This window comes from Chloroflexota bacterium (assembly GCA_035652535.1).
Taxonomy (GTDB): Bacteria; Chloroflexota; UBA6077; order UBA6077; family SHYK01; genus DASRDP01.
Genome location: DASRDP010000080.1, coordinates 31,370 through 50,010 on the forward strand (window position 1 = coordinate 31,370; position 18,641 = coordinate 50,010).

Genomic DNA, 18,641 nt, shown 5'->3' on the forward strand with positions numbered 1-18,641 from the left:
CGCCACGCGAACCCAGTTCCGCCGGCCCCGTCCTGACGGCGCCGGAGCCGAAGGGAGGTGCATCATCACAAGCGTGAACGGCGCGCAGCCGATCTTCGTTACGCTGTCCCTCGAGGAGCTCCTTGTGGTCCTCAACACCCTCGAAGCGACGTCGATCCCCGGCCTCGTGGCTGACGAGTGGACCCGATTGTCGCCCGCGGAACAGGATCTCGCACTGAGCGTCGCGCGCCGCGCGCTCGAGGCCCGAGGGCTTGCGGCCACGGATCCCAGCGGCGCGGTTCTCGTTCACCGAACGCTCCTCAAGGCGGTTGGCGTCTGTGCGTACCCGCAGCGAACGCTCCTGATCGAACACTGGGCCGCCGGCGGCCAGCCCGAGAATGTGTTCGTCCACGCGCGCGACGAGGACCGGGTCGTGCACACGGTGGCGGGCGGGCTGCACACCTTTGCCCTGCACTCTTCCCATTCTGCCCTAGTGGACCACTTGGGGGCGCTCTGTGGTTGGAGCGGAGCCGCGGTAGCACCGAATCTTGCCTTGACCATTCCGCGAGCAGACTTCACGCGCGTCTGTGATGCGGCCGCGGCCGGAGCGGAGACCGAAGCGATGGAAGTCGTGGCAGCGGCGACGAAGTCTGGCGCCGCCGGGAGCGCGCTCGTCCGGGCCCTTTCAGGCACGCCGCGCATCTCCATCGTGCAGGTCCTGTCCGGTCCGGACGGCCAGCCCAGCGATCAGCCGTCGTTCACCGTGATCGGTGGCGCGGAAGGGTCGTGGGTCGTTGCCCCGACGGACAACGATGACGGTTCGCCGCTGCGCGCGCAGACGACCAGCCGTGGGGAGCTGGGCAGCACGCTGCTCCGCGGATTATGAGGGGGGCTTCGTCGATGTCGTGGCGTGTCGCGGCGGTCGTCCTGGCGCTCGTCGTGGGGATCGGATGGGGGCTCGGCGCCCGGACGACCGACGTAGCGCGAGCGCAGCAGGCGCCCGTCGAGATCTTTTTGACCCAGTTCAACTACGATCCGCCGACCGGGACGTACTACGTGCTGGTCAGCATTAGCGATCCCAGCCGGGTGGGGGATCTCGACCCCAGGCTCCTCGACCTCCAGACGGGCGAGAACGTTCGCTTCGGGGATACGGTACCCGTGACGGGGGCGGAGATGGATTTCCACCTCCCGACCGATCAGCTGCTCCAGGGCCGGAAATACCGGCTCGCGATCCGAGCGTTTCAGCCGGGCACGACGACGTATCTGCGCCGGCCGACCCAGAATCCTTCCGAGGACCCGCTGGTCTTCGCCAGCCAGGAGTTCACCTACAACCCGCCCCAGCTCGCGCCCGTCGCGTTTTCCGTCGACGGCGTGAGCGCGGACTTCCCCCGCCACGTGCTGCGGATAGCCGTGAACCACTCGGACACACAGAAGCCGCTGAGGTACGAGGCGGTCATCGTCGACAAGCTGGGGGGTGTCGTGGGCCGGGTGGCGCAGACGAATCTGGTCGATCAAAACGGCATCGTGGAAGCTCCATTGCCGGTCGCCATGGAACGGACCGACGACGCCGCGGAGTATCACCTCACGTTTCGCCTGTACACCGCCGACAACAACAAGCTGGTCGGCGAGCAGAAGAAGGACTTCATCCTCCCAGCGCCGCCGAACCCGAACATCGTCGAGCGCCTCACCATCGCCCTCGGCGAGTACCCGTGGCTCCGTTGGAGTATCGCCGGCATAGCGGCTGTCCTGGTCATCGCGTATCTCGTGCGCGCCTTCTGGCCGCGGAAGCGCAAGCCGATGCCGCGGCCACAGAACCTCGAGCCCGTGTACCTCCGACCCGCACCGGTGGCGGCGGTTCCCGCCGCGCCCGAGCCTGCGGTGGCGCCATCCGAGGCGTCGATTCGCGCTGAAGCGCCCACCGTCGACGTCGCACCCGCGTCACGCGTGCCGCTCACCGTGGCCGTGGACGAGGGGACGGCGGTGCTCGTCGTGACCACGGAGCCGGCCAAGGGACAGGAGTTCCTGCTGGCCGAGACTACCGCCACGCTGGGCAGGGCCGGCGACAACACCATCGTCATCGCCGATGATTTCGTCTCGCGCCGGCACGCCAAGATCGTGCGGCAGGGCGAACAGTATCTCTGGAGCGATTTCGAAGGTGTGACCCAGCCCTCCACCATCAACGGAGGGGTCGTCAGCGGTTCAGCCGCGCTTCACGACGGCGACCGAATCGAGGTAGGGAAGACGGGCCTCGTCTTCCGCATGGCGCAGACGATTCACGCGGACAACCGTGCCGCCGCTCCATTGCGCGCCCGGGTAGGGGAGCGCTCCGCCGGGTAACAACCGACCGGCAGGCCTGTCCTCGCCCACTGCCCCCGTTGCGTTATGATGCGCGCGCGGCGGCGATGCGCCGTTCCGGGCACGGCCAGGCATGGGAGGATGCGATGATCATCGACGTGGGAGAGCGGCGGTACGAGCTGGTTCAGGGGTGGGGCGAGCTGCCCCCGGGATGGATTTGGGGCCAGGTTGGGGCTGTTGGGGTCGACTCTCAGGACCACGTCCACGTATTCACCCGAACCGACCATCCGTATATGATCTTCGATCGCGATGGCCACCTCATCTGGTCGTGGGGACAGGGCATTTTTGAGGATGCCCACGGCATCTGCATCGCGCCGGACGACAGCGTGTTCCTCGTCGATCGCCTGCCCCAGGTGGTTCTGAAGTTCACCAACGACGGGCGGCACCTCCTATCGGTCGGCAGGCGACACAAGCCCTCCGACACGGGATACACCCCGGAGGACCCGGTGGTGAAATACGCCGGCCCGCCGTTCCATCACCCCACGGACGTGGGGCTCTCGCCGAACGGGGACTTTTACGTTTCCGATGGCTACCGCAATTGCCGGGTGCACAAGTACTCCGCGGACGGCACGCTCCTCTTCTCGTGGGGAGAGCCCGGGGAGGGGCCCGGCCAGTTCCGCCTCGTTCACAGCGTCTGGGAGCACAAGGGGAAGGTGTACGTCGCGGATCGGTCGAACAATCGAATCCAGATCTTTACACCCTCAGGCGAGTTCCTGGGAATCTGGCCGGGCTTTCTCTCCCCCTGCAAGATCTACGTCGACTCGGAGGATGTCATGTACGTCGCCGAGCTGGGCGGGCGGGTGAGCATTCTTGACCTGGAGGGCAACGTCCTCGGCCGCTGGGGCGGCGAGCGGACCCATGAGCCCGGGCTCTTCTGGGGCCCCCACGGGATCTGGGTGGACTCGCAGGGGTCGATCTACGTGTCCGAGGTGCTGGAGGGCGCTCGGCTGCAGAAATTCGCTCGGCGGAGGTAGGCGGTGATGGTAGACGGGTCATCATGAGCGCATCGCTCATCCCGCTGCGGGCAGCGCTCGCAGTCGCGGACCTTCTGGACAATTGCGCGCGGGTTCAGCGCGATCAACACGTGCTGCTTCTGTGTGGAGTCGACGGCCTGCACGGTGGGCGGAACTTGATCGACGAGCAGGCCATCGGGTGGATTCAGTCGGGGATCCAGCAGCGCGGCGCCCACGCCAGCGTGCTCTGGACCGACATGCCGTTGCACCCCGACGTCTACTGGAGCCGAACGTCCGATGCCGTCCCGGCGTGGGACCTGCCGCCCATCGTCAAGGGGGCTATGGCAAGCGCGGACCTCGTGATCAACCACCTCATCGATTACTGGACCGAGGGGGAGCTGCGCGAGCGCGTTCCGAATTACTTCTACAACATGGCCACCACGGCGCCGCTCCTGACCAGCGCATGGGCCCTCACTCCATGGGAGCTGGTGGCAGAAATCCGCGTGCGGTCGGCTGCCATGGTAAATCCGGGGGCGGAGTGGCGGATCACCCACCCCAACGGCACGGACGTGCGGGGAACCGTGGCGCTGCAGCTCATGCCCCACTACGGCGAGCTGCGGTACGGCCCCTTCCCCGAGGGCGTCTTCCCCAGCACGGCGACCGTTGGGGCCGAGGGTACGCTGGTGTTCGACCAGAACGGACCGCACTGGGCCCGACACATCGGCTTACCCCTTCGGTATTCCCAACCGGTCCGGATGACGATTGAGCAAGGTCGGGTGAAGGAGATCCGAGGCGGTCCGGAAGCCGAGATCTTCCGCGACTTCTTCAAGGCCCTGTCCCGCCATCTCGGCGACCGCGCATACGAGATGCGCGGGTTTCACGGCGGGGCGCATCCGTATGCGCGGGTGTCTGAATCCGAATGCCCCGACCCGTGGTATCGAGCATTCATCGAGCATCATGGAGCACACAGCGTCCATTTCCACATCGGCAACAGCCACCTCACGCCTGAATACCCCTTCAACGTCCACGTGTCGGCGGAGCTGCAGGGCGCGACCGTGCAGGTCGGCGAGAACGTGATCTATCGTGACGGCCGGCTGACGGCGTTCGACGACCCACAGGTCCGAGCCATCGCCGCGCGCTATCCGGACCGCCCTGGGGTCGATCCGGGCTGGTAGCGACGCCAGCGGCAGCGCCGAAGGTCGGAAAATTTGACCTGCTCAGCAGTTGGTGCTAGGTAATGGATGGAAGTCCAGTGTTTCGCGAGCTGCGGCAGGCCCCGAGAACCCACCGGAGGCAACGATGAGCATCCTCCGCTTCGCCACGACATCGTTCGCGCTGGCCGGCATCCTCCTCCTGGGCGCCTGCGCACGATCAGCGACCCCGGCTCCGTCCGGTTCGGCGGGCCGGCCGAATGAGGCCAAGAAGCAAATCGTCGCTGGGATCTTCTCCAGCCCCGCCGGCATGCACCAGGAGCTGACGAACCCTCAGGGGACGTCCGGGAGCGTCCCGGGCCTCGGCGAGCTGTACGCGATGATGGATGGGGCCCTGTCCTACGTCGACGAGGGTTTCGAGCGCCACCCGTGGCTCGCGGACTCGGTGCCGACGGTCGACAACGGCCTGTGGAAGGTGTTTCCCGACGGGAGTATGGAGACGACCTGGCGCATCAAGCCCGATGTGGCGTGGCACGATGGCGCGCCGGTCACGTCCGATGATCTGCAATTCACCATCGACGTCTATCGCGATCGTGACGTGGGCGTCGTTCCCATCCGCGGCTTGAGCCTGGTCGACGCCATCGAGCTGCCAGACGCGCGCACCGCGGTCCTCCATTGGCGGCAGCCGTTTATTAGCGCCGACACGTTCTTCAGCGCCGGGCCCACCATGTGGATCCTTCCGCGCCATCTGCTGGAGCGGCCGTTCCAGGATGCGAAGGACAATTTTCTGGGCCTCCCCTACTGGCAGGGCGAGTTCGTCGGCGCCGGCCCCTTCAAAATGCAGAACTGGGCGCCCGGCAGCTCCGTCACCCTGGTTGCCAACGACGAATACGTCCTCGGGCGCCCCAAGCTCGCGCAGATCGAGGTGCGCTTCTTCACGGACCGCGGTGCCCTCATCGCGAGCCTCCTGGCGGGCGCGATCCAGATTCCGATCGGCCGGGGCCTTTACCCGCAAGACGTGCTCCAGATTCGAGACAGCGCGCAGAACGTCAAAGTGCAGCTCAGCGGACCTCTTGGCCTGCCGCTCCCCGTCTATCCGCAGTCCATAAACCCGGACCCGCCCATCGTGGGGAACGTCCAGTTCCGCCGCGCGCTCCTGATGGCCATCGATCGCCAGGAGATGACGGATACGCTCAACTATGGGCTTGGGCCCGTCGCGAACTCGTGGGTGCCGCCGGACGAGCCCGAGGGGCGGGCGGTAGACGGCCGGCTCGTGCGATACGAGCACGACACGCGCGCCGCCACCCAGATGATCGAGGCTTTGGGATACGCGAAGGACGCGGACGGATTCTTCCAGAGCACCGACGGGGCGCGCCTGACGGTCCAGCTCGCCACCCACATGCAGAATTCCGTCCACGAGCCGGCGACCCTTTCCGTCGCTCGCTATTGGAAAGAGTTTGGCGTCGACGTGCAGCTCGACGTGCGCTCCGCGGAGCAGGCGTTCGATCTCAGGTGGCGCGCGCTCTATCCGGCGTTTTTCCTGGTGAGCCGCGGCCTGCCCGTCGACCGGCCGGACGGCTACTTCACGCGAAAAGCGATCCCGACTCAGGAAAGCAACTTCAGCGGCGGAAACGTCGCCCGCTACGGCACCCCGGAGCTGGATAGCCTCATCCAGCGGTACATCACCACAATCCCATTCAACGATCGAATGGCGGCCCTCGGCGACATCGTCCACCTCCAGACGGACCAGGTGACCATGATGCCCCTGTTCTTCCAGGGAGCCGCCTTTGTGTTGGGAGCGAATCAGCTCCAAAACGTGACCGGGGGTCTAGTCTGGAACGCGCACGAGTGGGATCTGGACATGGGCAGCTGACGTCCGCGTTCGGCGCCCCGCTTCCGCACGTTGACACCCGCGGAGGCCGGGTCTATCCTCGGCAATGTCCGGAGAGCTGGCGCTGCCGGGCCTGAGATGCACGCGGGAGGAAGCGGAATGGCCCAGACCGAGTTTCGCGACTCAATTCGGGAAGCGGAAGCGTTTCGGTCGCCGTATGAGCTGTGGAAGGAAAGTCAGGGCATCCCGACCCTGACCGGCTACTACGTCCAGAACTGCTACACGCAGGAGCTGGTTCCCTGGAAGGAGCGCGGCGGCTCGGGGATTTTCATCAACCTCGAGGGGACTGGTGGGTTCAACGACACCTATCTCTATGAGCTGGCACCCACTGAGTCCTCCAAGCCCATCCGTCACATCTACGACGAGCTGGTATTCATTTTGAAAGGCCAGGGAACGACCACCGTCTGGGTTGATGGGAAGCCGAAGCAGACCTTTGAGTGGCGAGAACGCAGCTATTTCGCCATCCCTCCGAACGCCTGGTACCAACACCACAATCTCTCGGGAAGCGATCCCGCCCGGTATGTGGCGATGACCGCCGCGCCGCGCGTCATCGACACGTTCAAAGACCTGGACTTCGTGTTCAACAACCCCTGGGTCTTCGAGAAGCGATTCAATGGCGAGGACGGGTACTTCAAAGAGACTGAGCGCGCCGGCCGGGGTCCGTGGCTGACGAATTTCGTCGCGGACGTAATCTCGAGCACGCCGAAGCCCGGGGCCGTTACGACAGAGGGTCGCGGCGGCGGGACCGTCGCAACGGTGTTTAACATGGTGAACAGCACGGTTCGATCGCACAGCCAGGCGTGGCCGACGGGGACGCATTCGACGTTTCATCGCCATGGACCGGGCATCCACGTGCTGTTGCTCCGCGGGCAGGGATACTCCATGATGGGAAAGGACTACCGCGAGCTCGAGCGGATCGACTGGGCGCCCGGGAGCATGTTTGTGCCGCCGGAGATGTGGTTCCACGCGCACTTCAACACGGGAGTCGAGCCAGCGCTGTTCCTCGCGATTGGATGGGGAAGTGACAAGCCCAAGGCTGGCGGACGATCGTACGTGTACAAGCCCGTGAGCGAAGGCGGGGACCAGATGACGTATGCGGACGAGGACCCCGCGATCCATCGCGAGTTCGAGGATGAGCTGCGGAAGAACGGCGTCCGGTGCCAGATGGGTGCGATTCACCCCTACTGCACGCAGAAGTAGGGCCAGTCGGTTTCGTCCTTCTCAAGAGCGGAGGCCCGAAGCGTCACGCTTCGGGCCTCCGCTCGATGCTAGCTCCGAAGGTATTTTTCGAAGAAGGCGAAGACCTTTTGCCAGCCGTCCATCGCCTGCTCCTGCCGATAGGCGGGCCGATCGTAGTAGAAGAACCCGTGTCCGGCGCCGTCATAGCGGTGGAATTCGTAGTTCTTGCCGTGCTTCTTCAGCTCTTCCTCGTGCTGGTTGACCTGCGCCGGTGACGGGCCCTGGTCATCATTCCCGAAGAGGCCGAGCAGTGGGCAGGACAGGTCTTTGGTGTAGTCGATAGGTGCGACGGGGCGCTGCGGGGTGAGCTGGTCCGGGGCCTGGACGACGCCGCCGCCCCACAGGTCGGCTACGGCGTCGAACCCGCCGGATCGGCACGCCGTGAGATATGAGTGACGACCGCCAGAGCACGTCCCAATGATCCCGATCTTGCCGTTGCTGTACGGCTGCCTGCGGAGGAGATCGCGTCCTGCCGTGAGGTCGCCCACAACGCTATCGTCCGCGACGCCGCCGGCAGCGCGCGCCAACGCCGTCACGTCATCTGGGCTTCCGTGGCCGAACCGGCAGTAGAGGTCCGGGCAGATCACGGCGTATTTGTGCTGCGCAAATCGGCGCGCCATCTCCCGGTAGAATTCGTCCCAGCCCGGCATGTGGTGCGTCAGCACGATGCCGGGAAATGGCCCGGAGCCAACCGGACGAACGTAGTAGGCGTGGATTGCATCGCCGTTGTAGCCCTGCATGGTAATGGTCTCCGCCAGCATGCCGTCGTACGCGTCAGTCTTGAGATCGTTCCACATACGGCTCGTCTCCTCCCATTGAAGTGGTTTACAAGAGGGTAGGTGGTTGCAGCACCGAAGTCTAGTCAGACTCGTCGAAATCGTCAAACGACCGATCTCGGCACCACCATTCGCCGGGCGTCTGTATCGCGCTACCATGTGGAGGGGCTGGGGGAGCGCTTTGGCGCAGCGAAACTCCGGCGCCGTCGATGGGGGCCGAGATGTGGACGCGCGGTGTCGCGATCGGTGTCATGCTCGTGATCGTTGCGCTCCTTGCCCTCACGAGGTCGGGGATCATCGGGCGCCGTGCTCCGTCCCACGGCGACGCGGCGCCGGAGTGGAGCGCGGGTCCGCGCGTGGCGCTCCTCCGCCTACCTCTGGTCTCCATGATGGACGCGGCGGGCTCAGATCACAGCGACCCCGCCGATGGTGATGTGCCGCCGCCGGTCGCGTAGTCGGCTGGGGTCGCGTTGGCGCGGCCATTTAGCGACGGAGCGTCCAGATCCCACGTGCGCTGGACGGTGACCACCCGGCCCTGCCAGATATCGCCCGGCACGCCCGTGTGGGGCCTACGGTACGATACGGGCTTGAGCATCTCGCCGAGCCACGCGTCGATCGGGACGTAGCGGTCCTCCCCGAGCCAGCTTGCGCTACCGCGGTTCGGATCAGCCACGTAGACGCCGAGTATTTGGGCCCCGAGCGGATCCCGCGTGGGGTCCGAATCGGCGCGAACGCCGCGGACGAGCACGTAGTGGTCGCCGCGCCAGATCAGCGCGATGGACGGCTCGCCGAAGGCAGGGCTCGCGAGCAGCCACGCCATCGTTCGCGTTGCCACTTCGGCGTCGTCGTAGTGAAAGTGATCGAACCCGATCTCTGGCATCCACTCGTGGGCGGCCGAGGCCACGGCGAAGGGCGAGCAGTTCCACTGGTCCACCGTGAACCCCGCGTTGTGGGCGATCTCCCAGTCCCAGATTGCCTGCTGCCTGTCATACCGAGCGCCACTCCTCGACGGGTCGTGATATCCGATCCACATCTCGATGTCGGCGGGATCGCACCACACGTCGGTGAGCTGGCGCGCGTACGGGATGACGAGATCCACATCAAAGGCGTTGCTGGAATTCGGATCTCCGCTGGGATCGAGGTACTCGCCATCGACGTAACCGATGAGCTGCCCGTCCGCGACGCGCCACCAACGGCCGGTTTGATCGACCGCGAGCACGTCGACCCTCGCGTCGTGAACGAGCTGCGCCACGATCGGCTGGTCCGCCGATGGGCCGGCCCGCACGTTGAGGCGCCCCGTGTTGACCGTTGCCTGGCGGCCGATCGCGAGCCCTTCGGCTTGGGCGGCGGCCTGCCGTATCCCGCGCCCCCCGAGACAGACGGCCGCGGCGGATGCCGCGCTCAGGCGAAGGAACGCACGCCGGTTCACGGCCCCGTCCCTCGCGTCTTCAGGGCTGCCTGGGCCTTCCAGCCGCACACGAGCCCGACTGCGCCGCCGAGGGCGAGCCCTGCGAGCACATCGCTGAGCCAATGTTCGCCGAGGTACACCCGGGAGAGTCCAAACAGAAGAGCTGCAAGGGCGAGGACGGCAAAGGTGACACTGCGCCCGAGGCCGCGACGCGGTGCAAGCACGATGGCTGCGAACGCCGCGGCGTACGCGCTTCGAATGGCGTGCCCGCTCGGATACGAGCCCTGAAAGGTGACGGCGATCAGCGGGTAGTGGATTGGACGCTGGAGCGCCAGCGGGACGCCGGGCTGGTACACGAAGAGCTTCATGCCGACCTCGATCGCCGTCAGCATCACGAATCCGAAGGGCAGGAGGGAATAGTACCCGGCCCTGGCGCGGCTGAGCATGAGCGACCCCGCGGCCGCGTAAAGCAGAGACGGCTCAAATGCCAGGAGGACGGCGGCGGCGGCGGCGAGGCGATCGAGGAGGGCGCTGTTGATCTGCTGTGCGCCTGCCGCGACCGCGATATCGAGTGAAGCCGCTGTACGGAGCTCCACGAGCACTGTGACGATGACGAAGATACCGATCAGCGCGGCCACCAAAATCCCGACTGGCGACGGCCTCGCCGTGCCCAGCCGGGTGACGGCACGAGCCCTCACCGCCGGCGCGGCTGGTCTCGGCGGCGCACGGCGTCCTTCGCCGGAGGGCGGAATGGGGTTGGAGCTGATCGTCACGGCCACATGAGGGGGAGATCGGCCCGTCGGGTCGCGCGCTTCAGGCTGCGAAGAAGATAGGAGACAGTATAGCCGAAGCGTGCGACGCGGCCGCGATCAGCGCGCGAGGCCGGGCGATCGATGGCGATGGCGCGACGCGAGGACCTGAGTCGCATCGACGTCCTCGGCTTCGCGGTGGCGCCGCTTCAGCACGAGACGACATTCACGGAGGTCGTTCATGGCCAGCGCCACCAGCTCCCATCCCTGCGCTCCCAGCTCGTTCAGGACGGGCGTCGCGATGAAGCGGACGGCCGCTGGTCGATCGCTCGCCTTGCCGTGCAGGGCCACGCGGCGACCGGAGGAGTCCAACCAGTGGTCGTCTACGACGTGCGCTTCGAGGTATTCCCAGGTATCCATGGCGCCGCTCCCGTCACGTGGTCGACACGGTCGGGGTACAACCTCGTCCAACCACCAGAAAGCATGACAGCCGCTGGGAAGATGTCCCATAGCCCAATGGTCCTAGCCGTGTTCCGTAGCCGTAACGCCCTCTACTGAAGCTCCCATTGCTCGATGTTCCAGGTGATTCGACCCGTGGTGTGGTAGGGCGGGGAGGGCGTCACGTTCTTGACTCGTGCCAGATAGGCGTGGGGGTTGGGATTATCCGTGAGCATGATGGCCGGCAAATCTTCGCTCATGATCTTCGCCATCTCCGCACGCTGCCGAACGCGCTCGTCGGGATCCAGCGTCACGTTGAAGGCCTCGGCGAGCTGATCAAAGGCGGCGTTCTTCCAACCGGTGTAGTTGTCCCCGCGCCAGTGGTTGTCCGCGGTCCCGATCTCGGACGAGCGGTAGCGCCCGATCTGCTGACCCTCAGTGAGGCCGGACGCCTGGACGTACAGAGCCGGGAAGGTGCTGCGAAGCTGCGGGTCGCGCTCCTCCACGGCGGATAGCGGCTGCTCCTGAATGTCGAACCCCGCCTGGCGCCAGTTGCCTGCGAGAACTGGGGGCTCGGCGCGCGTCTGAGGCGAGATGAGGTTGAACGTCAGCTTTCCCTCGGCGGGGCTGGCGAAGAAGCCGTCGGCGCCTTTCTGGTAGCCTGCATCGTTCATCAATCGCTCGCTCATGCGGGGATCGTAGCTGTACTTCGTGATGGCACGATCGATGGAGGGGTAGTACTCGGCCCGCGGATCGAATATCGTGTCCAGGACCGCCAGCTCTCCCGCCCAGACGGTGTCCGCCATCGTTTGTTTGTCGATCCCGTAGGCGAGGGCCTTTTTCACCCGGATGTCCTGGAGCGCCCGAGGATTGACGTAGTCCGGACGATGCTGGATATAGGCCGCAGTGAAGGAGGCGACGGTGAATCCGGCTGTTCCCTGATGTGTGGCCGCCCACTCCTGCTTGAGCTGGAGGAAGTGGGCGAAGGAAATGGTGTCCAGGGCGACGTCGGTTGTGCCGGAGAGCAAGTTGGCGAAAGCGGTGTTCTGGTCGGAGACGAAGAGGAGCCGAATCCGGTCGATCTTCGGTCGGCCGAGGACGTGCTGGTCGAACGCCACCGCCTCGAGGTAGGAGCCCAGCTCCCATCGGTCCAGCTTGAAGGGCCCGGCGCCGACGAACTCGTGGGACCAGTAGGGATCCTGCTGGAAAGCCTCGATGGACTGGTTGAATACCTTCTCGAGGATGTGCCTGGGGAGCGGGACGAGTCCGAACTTCACATCGCCGAGGAGCAGCACTCCCGCGTCCGGATACACGCTCTTCCAGCGAATGGTCAACGAGCGATCGTCCGTGGCGACCACGTCGTCCATCAGGTTGTAGGGAACCGTGGCGGTCCGGAACCCGTTCGATGGGGCCATCACGCTGTAGGTGAACACGAAGTCGTCCGCGGTGAGTGGCGCGCCGTCGTGCCACACGAGGTTTGGCTTCAGGTGATACTTGGTCTCCATCCGTCCATCCGGAAGCACGGTCCACGAGTCGGTATTGAGCTTCGGAAGCGCCTCGGCAAGATAGGGGACCGGTCGCCCCTGTCCATCGTAGAGGTCGAGAAAGGCGTTGAACATTCGCTGCCAGAAATCGGTCGCGCCAGCGGGCGGCAACGGAGCAAAGGCCGCGATGTAGTTGGGCTCGAGGGCAATCGACATCGTCAACACGCGCTCGGCGGCCGGCGAACGGCTCTCCGATTGGACGGAGGGGGCGGTCGGGCTGCCTGTTGCGCAGCTAGCGAACAAGGTCATCTCGATGACAACGACGCCGATCCGCCAGAGACTCATCACCCATCCTCCCGGTATCCCGCGTGAAGCGCTCGATCCGCCCGCTTTCGGGTTCGGCCAACGGTATGCTCACCGTTCCGCGGCGTCAACTATGCGTGGCGCGCCATGCGCCAGAGGTAATCACGCCGCGAACCCGGTCGCAAAGAACAGTTGACGATCGCCCGTGGCGGATGGTAGGCTGCCCAGCGCACTGCGAAATGGGCCAGGGACAAGCTGTGCTTGGATTTCGGGCGCGCGTTGGCTACACCGCACCCGTCACGGCGGTCGAGACGTTCCCCTTCGAGTTCTATCGTATGGCGCCAGAAGGGGTGAGCCTCATGGTTGCCACAACGGTCCGGGCCCGAGGCACCGAGGCCGATGTCGAAGAGACGTTCGACCGAAGCCTGGCAGCCGCCCGGGAGATGGCGGCGGCCGGGGCAAGCGTGATCGTGCTGGGCGGGGCGAGTCCAGGCTTCGCATTTGGGATGGACCGGCTGGCGGACGCGCAGCAGGCGATATCGCGGGACTTTGGCATTCCCGTCACGACTGCGCTGGATGCCCAGGTTTCCGCCCTGCGCGCGTTGGGGGCGAAGCGCGTCGCGGTCGTAACGCCATTTGCCGCCACGCCCACGCGCGAGTTCGCCCGCATTTCCCAATTCGGATTCGAGGTCGTGGGCGTAGGCGGCGGGAATTATTCCCACGCGGATTTTGGCCGTGTCGCAACAGACGCTCCGTCGCATGTCGCCCGAAAACTTGTGCATGAGCATCCCGCTGCTGACACCATCTTCTTTCCCGCGGCCCACTGGCCGGCGGCTTCAAACGTCGACGCCCTCGAGCGCGAGCTGGGTGTGAATGCGATCGCGTCGGCTCAGGCCATCGTGTGGCAGGCGCTGCGCATGTGCAACATCGACGACCGCGTCGAAGGGTACGGCCGTCTGTTGCGCGAACATTGAGGCGGCGGCCCCGCTTGATTCGACGATCGCGCCGCTGCCGATCCGTGAGATTCGTTGCCGTCTGGTTGTGCACCTTCGCGTTGGCGGCGTGCCTGGCGCCGCGGGACCGGCCTGATGCGACAACGTTCTCCGGGCAGCAGGCGGAAGGGTCGGTCCGGGTTCGTCGGCACGTCGTGATGGCGTCCACGCGTGATGCCGCGTCGCTCGCCATCAAGCTGGAGAATCCCGGAGCGAGCGAGATTGATTTCAGCCTGATCTCGAACAGTCCGCTCGCGGTTCTCGATCCGACGGGTACCTACCGCCCCCTCCTGGCAGCCGAGCTGCCGAGCCAGGACCGGGGTACGTGGACCGTCCGTCCCGACGGAACCATGAGCACCATCTGGAGAATTCGGCAAAACGCCCTCTGGCACGACGGTGAGCCCGTAACGGCCCGTGACTTCGCGTTTGCTCTTGACGTCTATCGTGACCCGGCCATCGATGTGCCAGACCGCGAGCCGGAGTCGTTCATGGACCGGATCGAGATCCTGGACGACGCGACGTTCGTGATCCACTGGGCCTCCCCGTACATGGCGGCAGATCAGCTCAACTTCAAGCGGCTGCCGCCCCTACCGGAGCACGTGATCGGGCGGTTGTATGTAGCGGGCGACAAACAAGGCTTTCAAAACGATCCGTTTTGGTCCAGCGCGGCCTACGTTGGGGACGGGCCATTTCAGATCGTGGAGTGGGAGCCCGGTGTCCAGCATCGATATCGCGCGTTTGACCGGTACTTTCTTGGACGACCCCGGATCGATGAGCTGATCGTGCGGATCATCCCCGACGAGAACGCGGCCCTGGCGGCCGTGCTCGCAGGCGACGTCGATTTCTCCGGCGCCGCCGCGCTCAGCCCGCAGGGAGCGCGAACCGCGGAGCAAGAGGCTGGGCGGGCCGGCGGCGGCACGGTGGCGCGGACCATGGGGTCGCTGCGGGCTGCGCGATTCCAATACGATCCATCGTCGTCGCAGCAGCCGGCGCTACGCGACGTCCGAGTGCGGCGCGCCATCGCGCGCGGGATCGACCGCGCCGCCGTGGCGGATCTCATCTCAGCCGGAACGTCCATCGTGGCGGAGACTCCTATTGCGCCCGGGCACCCGCTCTACGAGCGGGTCCAGCGGGTCGTCACCAAACACCCCTACGATCCCTCAGAAGCGGCGGCGCTGCTCGCCGATGCCGGATGGAACAGGCAAGGCGACGCCCTCGTCAACGCGTCCGGTGCGCCGTTCACGCTCAACATCACCGGCTCCCGTTCGGCCTCAAACGACACCGAAAAGGAAGCGCTCGCCGGATACCTGGCGCAGCTCGGGATGCAGATGTCCGTCACCTCCTATGGCCTCAGAACCACGGACCGCGAGCAGATCGCGCGATTCCCTGGCCTGCGAACCGGCACCGCCCTTGCCGAGGACCTGCCGAATGACCTGCGCGTCTTTACCACGCCGGAGTGCCCGACGGCCGACAACCGCTGGGTTGGCGAAAACGGGGGTTGCTGGAGCAACGAGGATTTCGACCGCTTGTACCTCGTGGCCACGACGAGCCTCTCCCAGGACGAGCGCGTCCAGGCCACACTCAATGCTCTCAAAATCATGACCGAGGACGTGGGCATCCTGGGCCTGTCGCATCTGGTCCAGCACAACTGGGTCCGAAGGGGGCTGGAAGGCCCCGGATCCATCGCCGCGGGGCAAAAGGGTGGCTACACCTGGAACGTCGTCGAATGGCATTGGACAAATTGAAATTGAGGGAGGGAGGACCGATGGTCGACGCCGACTTCGCGCCTCGCTATCTGCTGGGGACCGTGCTCCCTCGGGGGAATATGAGCCACTATCAGCCGTACCAGTTCTACCGGCTCGTCCCACAGAACGTCATGCTGTTCGGCATGCCGCTCGGCGTTCGCGATTTCACGGGGGACGCCGTGCACGACGCGTTCGATAGCTACTGGGATTGCGCGGACCAGCTCAAGAAAAAGGGTGTGCAACGCATCGTTCAGATGGGGGTTCCCCCCGCGGCGCTCATGGGCAGGAAGGCCATCTTCGACCTCATCGCCGAGACTGAGCGGCGATACGGGATACCCGGAGGGGCCGACATCGAGATGCTCGTCGACGGGATGAAGCATCTGGGGGTCCGGAAATTGGCTTTGGGCGCGTTCTGGTCGCGTGATGTGAACGACGTCATCGCGCGCTACTTTGCCGAGGCGGACATCGACGTGGTTGGGGAGACGAGCTGGCCCCGGGAGGTCACCGAGGACCCCAACGTGAGCCTCGCACAGGGCATGGAGCTGGTCTTGGAGCTGGGGCGCAGGACGTTCCGTGAAGCGCCGACCGCAGATGCGATTCTCCTGCCGGGCGGCTCGTGGCCCACCATCCATGCTGTCCCGAAGCTCGAGTCGGAGTTCGGCAAACCAGTATTCGTAAACATGACCGCGCTCGTCTGGGGAGCGCTATGTCGGCCCGGCATCATTCCAGCCATCGCTGGGTGGGGCCGGCTGCTCCAGGGCTGAGAGCACAAACGAGGTGCACGGCGGCGAAATTCCGCATCGCTCCGTCGCCGCGGTTCCGGCGCGTGGTACCATGCGATATTCTCGCGAAGGGAGTCGTGCAGTGGCGATCCGAATCTATGTGACCATGCAGGCGCTTCCCGGAAAGGGGCCCGAGCTTGTCAAGCTGCGGGCGTCCCGCCACGCGGAGGTGCGCAAGGACCCGGGGTGCGAGCAGTTCGATCTGTTCCAGAACACCGAGGATCCGGATCAGCTCCTCCTCGTCGAGCGTTGGACAGACGAGGCGAGTCTGCAAGCCCATTACGCCCTGAACCGACCGCAGATCGGCGTGGAGCTCCGGGCAGGTTCTGGGAAGCAGGAGCGTTACGTCATCGAGTAGTCTCCTCGATTGTGCCGTCAGGGTCCGGTTGGACTGGCGCCTGTCCCCAGCGGTCCCGCTGCGGGGCTCGACGTCGCGGCGGGGCAAAAGCCGCGCCCTACCGGTGCGACCTGCGCGTGCGCGCGCTTGATCCGCGCTGCCTCCGCCGGTACGATACGTCAACGCCCCACAGCGGGGACCCGGGGGTGTGCGGTGCTCACGAAGGAACAGAATGAGCTTCTGACGCGAGTCGGGCCGGGCACTGCCGCCGGCGAGTTGCTGCGCCGGTACTGGCTTCCGGCTGCGCTTTCTGAGGAGCTTCCGCCGGGTGCTCCACCTGTCCCCATCCGGCTCCTGGGTGAGGACCTCGTCCTCTTTCGCCCCGACGATTCGGCAGGCGGTGCGCCCGCGCTCCTTGGGCTCCACTGCGCGCACCGGGGCGCCGATCTCTCCTACGGTCGCCTGGAGGATGGCGGGCTGCGGTGCATCTACCATGGCTGGCTCTACGACCGCCACGGCAATTGCCTCGAGCAGCCCGGGGAGCCGGCAGGTAGCGACTACTTCCAGCGGGTGAAGCAGCGCGCATATCCGTGCCACGAGACCGGCGGCGTGGTCTTCGCGTACCTGGGACCGGGCGATCCGCCGCTCTTTCCCAACTACGAGATGTTTCGCGTGCCGGACGACCACCGCTGGGTGCACAAGCACTATCACGAGTGCAGCTATCTCCAGGGCAACGAAGGGAACATCGACACGCTCCACGTCCGCTTCCTGCACCGCTTTCTGCCCGGGAGCCGTTTCAGCCAGGGCCTCAGCGGCGAAAGTAAAGCGTCGGCCTCGTTCGAACGGGCGCCCGCTCCTCATTGCGAGCAGACCCACTTTGGCGTTCGCATCTACGAGTTCCACGATGAGGACGATGCGACCCACGTCCAGACGAAAAACTTCGTCATGCCCGTTACCTGCGCGGTGGGCGGAGGCCCGACCGCCACGGGCGACGGGTATCTGATGAACTGGCACGTACCGATCGACGACACGCACCATTGGCGCTACTCCATGGCGTTCAAGCGCTCGGGTCCCATTGACGCCCGATTCCGCGTCGCACGGGAATCGGTCACGGACGAGCACTACCGATTCCCTCGGAACAAAGCGAATCGCTACCTTCAGGATCGCGAGGAGCAGAAGCGCGACACCTACTCCGGTATGGGGCCCATCTTCGTCGTGCACGACAGCTTTGCCACCGAGACGCAAGGGGAGATCCAGGACCGTGTGCAGGAGCACCTGGCGGCGAGCGACGGCGGCATCGTCGCCACGCGGCTGGTCATGTTGCGCGCGATCCAGGCCGTCAGCGAGGGTCGAGACCCCGTTCACGTCTTGCGCCGCCCCGAAGACCAGGACCGCCTTCTCGACATCAACGTCATTCACGAGCGCCTTCCGCTCGGAACGCGATGGGACCAGTTTGGTGCGAGGCTCGCGCATGCACCGGTCGCGAATGTCGTGACCCCGTAACCTGGCCCCCGGGCTCCGTTGATTCCCCGCGAAACCACCTGATCAGCGGTAGCCGCCTACCCCTCTGAGCGGGCCAACGAGCGCTTGATCGATCGTACCCTTCAGCTATCACGATCGCTGCGCTACGGCCCGGCGTTCAATCGCGCGCCGCGGCGCCGGCTCGGCTGCGAGGAGGCGGAACCATGGCAGGCTCTGATGCGATCCCGGAGCGATTCACGCGCAAGGCGCGCGTGACGGTCACGCGGACCTTTGGGACGCCCTGTCCCGTGGGTTATCACGACGGGGAGGCCGTCTCCGTGGAACTGCAAGCGCCGGGGCGCTCGTTCCGCTGTCCGGGCGTGCAACAAGCGCTCGAGCCCTTTCTGATGGTGTCGCAGGAGAGCGATGCGCCGGAGCCGCTCCGGTTTTACGCCTCGTGCCACTGTCCCATAAGCAAGTCGGAGGTCGTCTTTCACCTCTCGGTATCGCCACCGATCCATGTCGCTGCCGCCGCCACTCCCCGGGAGTGAGGGCACGCGCGCGCTTCCGACATTCATGGAGGCGGAGACCTCGGGAG

17 protein-coding genes are annotated in these 18,641 nt (G+C 65.7%); 12 read left to right on the forward strand and 5 right to left on the reverse strand.

Translation table 11 applies throughout. From position 1 onward, the window contains the following. Positions 1-73: 73 nt before the first annotated feature. The 6 genes from VFC51_08475 to VFC51_08500 all read left to right on the forward strand — a co-directional run bounded on the left by VFC51_08475 (position 74) and on the right by VFC51_08500 (position 7,529). Positions 74-865, forward strand: coding sequence for an ESX secretion-associated protein EspG (locus VFC51_08475; GenBank protein ID HZT07051.1), 792 nt, complete (start codon positions 74-76; stop codon positions 863-865). 14 nt (positions 866-879) lie between these two features. After that, on the forward strand, positions 880-2,316 hold the full coding sequence (locus VFC51_08480; GenBank protein HZT07052.1) for an FHA domain-containing protein: 1,437 nt from the start codon (positions 880-882) through the stop codon (positions 2,314-2,316). A gap of 104 nt (positions 2,317-2,420) precedes the next feature. Further along, positions 2,421-3,308 (forward strand): peptidyl-alpha-hydroxyglycine alpha-amidating lyase family protein, encoded by an 888-nt coding sequence (locus VFC51_08485; protein ID HZT07053.1) that lies wholly within the window; start codon positions 2,421-2,423, stop codon positions 3,306-3,308. Positions 3,309-3,331: 23 nt separating this feature from the next. Further along, positions 3,332-4,462, forward strand: a complete 1,131-nt coding sequence (locus tag VFC51_08490; protein HZT07054.1) for a hypothetical protein — start codon at positions 3,332-3,334, stop codon at positions 4,460-4,462. 124 nt (positions 4,463-4,586) lie between these two features. Continuing rightward, positions 4,587-6,311 carry an ABC transporter substrate-binding protein gene (locus VFC51_08495; protein ID HZT07055.1) on the forward strand — a complete coding sequence of 575 codons (1,725 nt, stop codon included), beginning with the start codon at positions 4,587-4,589 and terminating at the stop codon, positions 6,309-6,311. A gap of 117 nt (positions 6,312-6,428) precedes the next feature. Continuing rightward, positions 6,429-7,529 (forward strand): cupin domain-containing protein, encoded by a 1,101-nt coding sequence (locus VFC51_08500; GenBank protein HZT07056.1) that lies wholly within the window; start codon positions 6,429-6,431, stop codon positions 7,527-7,529. A 68-nt stretch (positions 7,530-7,597) separates the two neighbouring features. Here the strand turns inward: VFC51_08500 and VFC51_08505 are convergent, their stop codons facing one another. The 5 genes from VFC51_08505 to VFC51_08525 all read right to left on the reverse strand — a co-directional run bounded on the left by VFC51_08505 (position 7,598) and on the right by VFC51_08525 (position 12,768). Next, positions 7,598-8,365: a dienelactone hydrolase family protein gene (locus VFC51_08505; protein HZT07057.1), complete on the reverse strand. Its 768-nt coding sequence runs from the start codon at positions 8,363-8,365 to the stop codon at positions 7,598-7,600. A 388-nt stretch (positions 8,366-8,753) separates the two neighbouring features. Then, entirely contained in the window at positions 8,754-9,773 is a 1,020-nt protein-coding gene (locus VFC51_08510) for an SH3 domain-containing protein (GenBank protein ID HZT07058.1), read from the reverse strand. Further along, positions 9,770-10,390: a phosphatase PAP2 family protein gene (locus VFC51_08515; GenBank protein HZT07059.1), complete on the reverse strand. Its 621-nt coding sequence runs from the start codon at positions 10,388-10,390 to the stop codon at positions 9,770-9,772. Before VFC51_08515 ends, VFC51_08510 begins: the two co-directional genes overlap by 4 nt. Positions 10,391-10,621: 231 nt before the next feature. Next, a complete protein-coding gene (locus VFC51_08520) occupies positions 10,622-10,921 on the reverse strand; it encodes a hypothetical protein (protein HZT07060.1) in 300 nt (99 codons plus the stop codon). Between the two features lie 131 nt (positions 10,922-11,052). Beyond that, positions 11,053-12,768 carry an ABC transporter substrate-binding protein gene (locus tag VFC51_08525; protein HZT07061.1) on the reverse strand — a complete coding sequence of 572 codons (1,716 nt, stop codon included), beginning with the start codon at positions 12,766-12,768 and terminating at the stop codon, positions 11,053-11,055. Positions 12,769-12,983: 215 nt separating this feature from the next. Between VFC51_08525 and VFC51_08530 the strand changes: the two genes are divergently transcribed. The 6 genes from VFC51_08530 to VFC51_08555 all read left to right on the forward strand — a co-directional run bounded on the left by VFC51_08530 (position 12,984) and on the right by VFC51_08555 (position 18,594). Further along, positions 12,984-13,700, forward strand: coding sequence for a hypothetical protein (locus VFC51_08530; GenBank protein HZT07062.1), 717 nt, complete (start codon positions 12,984-12,986; stop codon positions 13,698-13,700). Between the two features lie 44 nt (positions 13,701-13,744). Beyond that, on the forward strand, positions 13,745-15,463 hold the full coding sequence (locus tag VFC51_08535) for a peptide ABC transporter substrate-binding protein (protein ID HZT07063.1): 1,719 nt from the start codon (positions 13,745-13,747) through the stop codon (positions 15,461-15,463). A 20-nt stretch (positions 15,464-15,483) separates the two neighbouring features. Further along, a complete protein-coding gene (locus VFC51_08540) occupies positions 15,484-16,227 on the forward strand; it encodes a hypothetical protein (protein HZT07064.1) in 744 nt (247 codons plus the stop codon). Between the two features lie 100 nt (positions 16,228-16,327). Continuing rightward, positions 16,328-16,603 carry an antibiotic biosynthesis monooxygenase family protein gene (locus VFC51_08545; GenBank protein HZT07065.1) on the forward strand — a complete coding sequence of 92 codons (276 nt, stop codon included), beginning with the start codon at positions 16,328-16,330 and terminating at the stop codon, positions 16,601-16,603. 192 nt (positions 16,604-16,795) lie between these two features. Beyond that, a complete protein-coding gene (locus VFC51_08550; GenBank protein ID HZT07066.1) occupies positions 16,796-18,085 on the forward strand; it encodes a Rieske 2Fe-2S domain-containing protein in 1,290 nt (429 codons plus the stop codon). 182 nt (positions 18,086-18,267) lie between these two features. Continuing rightward, positions 18,268-18,594 carry a hypothetical protein gene (locus tag VFC51_08555; GenBank protein HZT07067.1) on the forward strand — a complete coding sequence of 109 codons (327 nt, stop codon included), beginning with the start codon at positions 18,268-18,270 and terminating at the stop codon, positions 18,592-18,594. The last annotated feature ends 47 nt before the right edge of the window (positions 18,595-18,641 follow it).

What these genes read in the sequence shown, in the direction of transcription:
- VFC51_08480 (HZT07052.1), top strand. Translation starts at nt 880, where the DNA reads ATGTCGTGGCGTGTCGCGGCGGTCGTCCTGGCGCTCGTCGTGGGGATC.
- VFC51_08485 (HZT07053.1), top strand. Translation starts at nt 2,421, where the DNA reads ATGATCATCGACGTGGGAGAGCGGCGGTACGAGCTGGTTCAGGGGTGG.
- VFC51_08490 (HZT07054.1), top strand. Translation starts at nt 3,332, where the DNA reads ATGAGCGCATCGCTCATCCCGCTGCGGGCAGCGCTCGCAGTCGCGGAC.
- VFC51_08495 (HZT07055.1), top strand. Translation starts at nt 4,587, where the DNA reads ATGAGCATCCTCCGCTTCGCCACGACATCGTTCGCGCTGGCCGGCATC.
- VFC51_08500 (HZT07056.1), top strand. Translation starts at nt 6,429, where the DNA reads ATGGCCCAGACCGAGTTTCGCGACTCAATTCGGGAAGCGGAAGCGTTT.
- VFC51_08505 (HZT07057.1), bottom strand. Translation starts at nt 8,365, where the DNA reads ATGTGGAACGATCTCAAGACTGACGCGTACGACGGCATGCTGGCGGAG.
- VFC51_08520 (HZT07060.1), bottom strand. Translation starts at nt 10,921, where the DNA reads ATGGATACCTGGGAATACCTCGAAGCGCACGTCGTAGACGACCACTGG.
- VFC51_08525 (HZT07061.1), bottom strand. Translation starts at nt 12,768, where the DNA reads ATGAGTCTCTGGCGGATCGGCGTCGTTGTCATCGAGATGACCTTGTTC.
- VFC51_08540 (HZT07064.1), top strand. Translation starts at nt 15,484, where the DNA reads ATGGTCGACGCCGACTTCGCGCCTCGCTATCTGCTGGGGACCGTGCTC.
- VFC51_08555 (HZT07067.1), top strand. Translation starts at nt 18,268, where the DNA reads ATGGCAGGCTCTGATGCGATCCCGGAGCGATTCACGCGCAAGGCGCGC.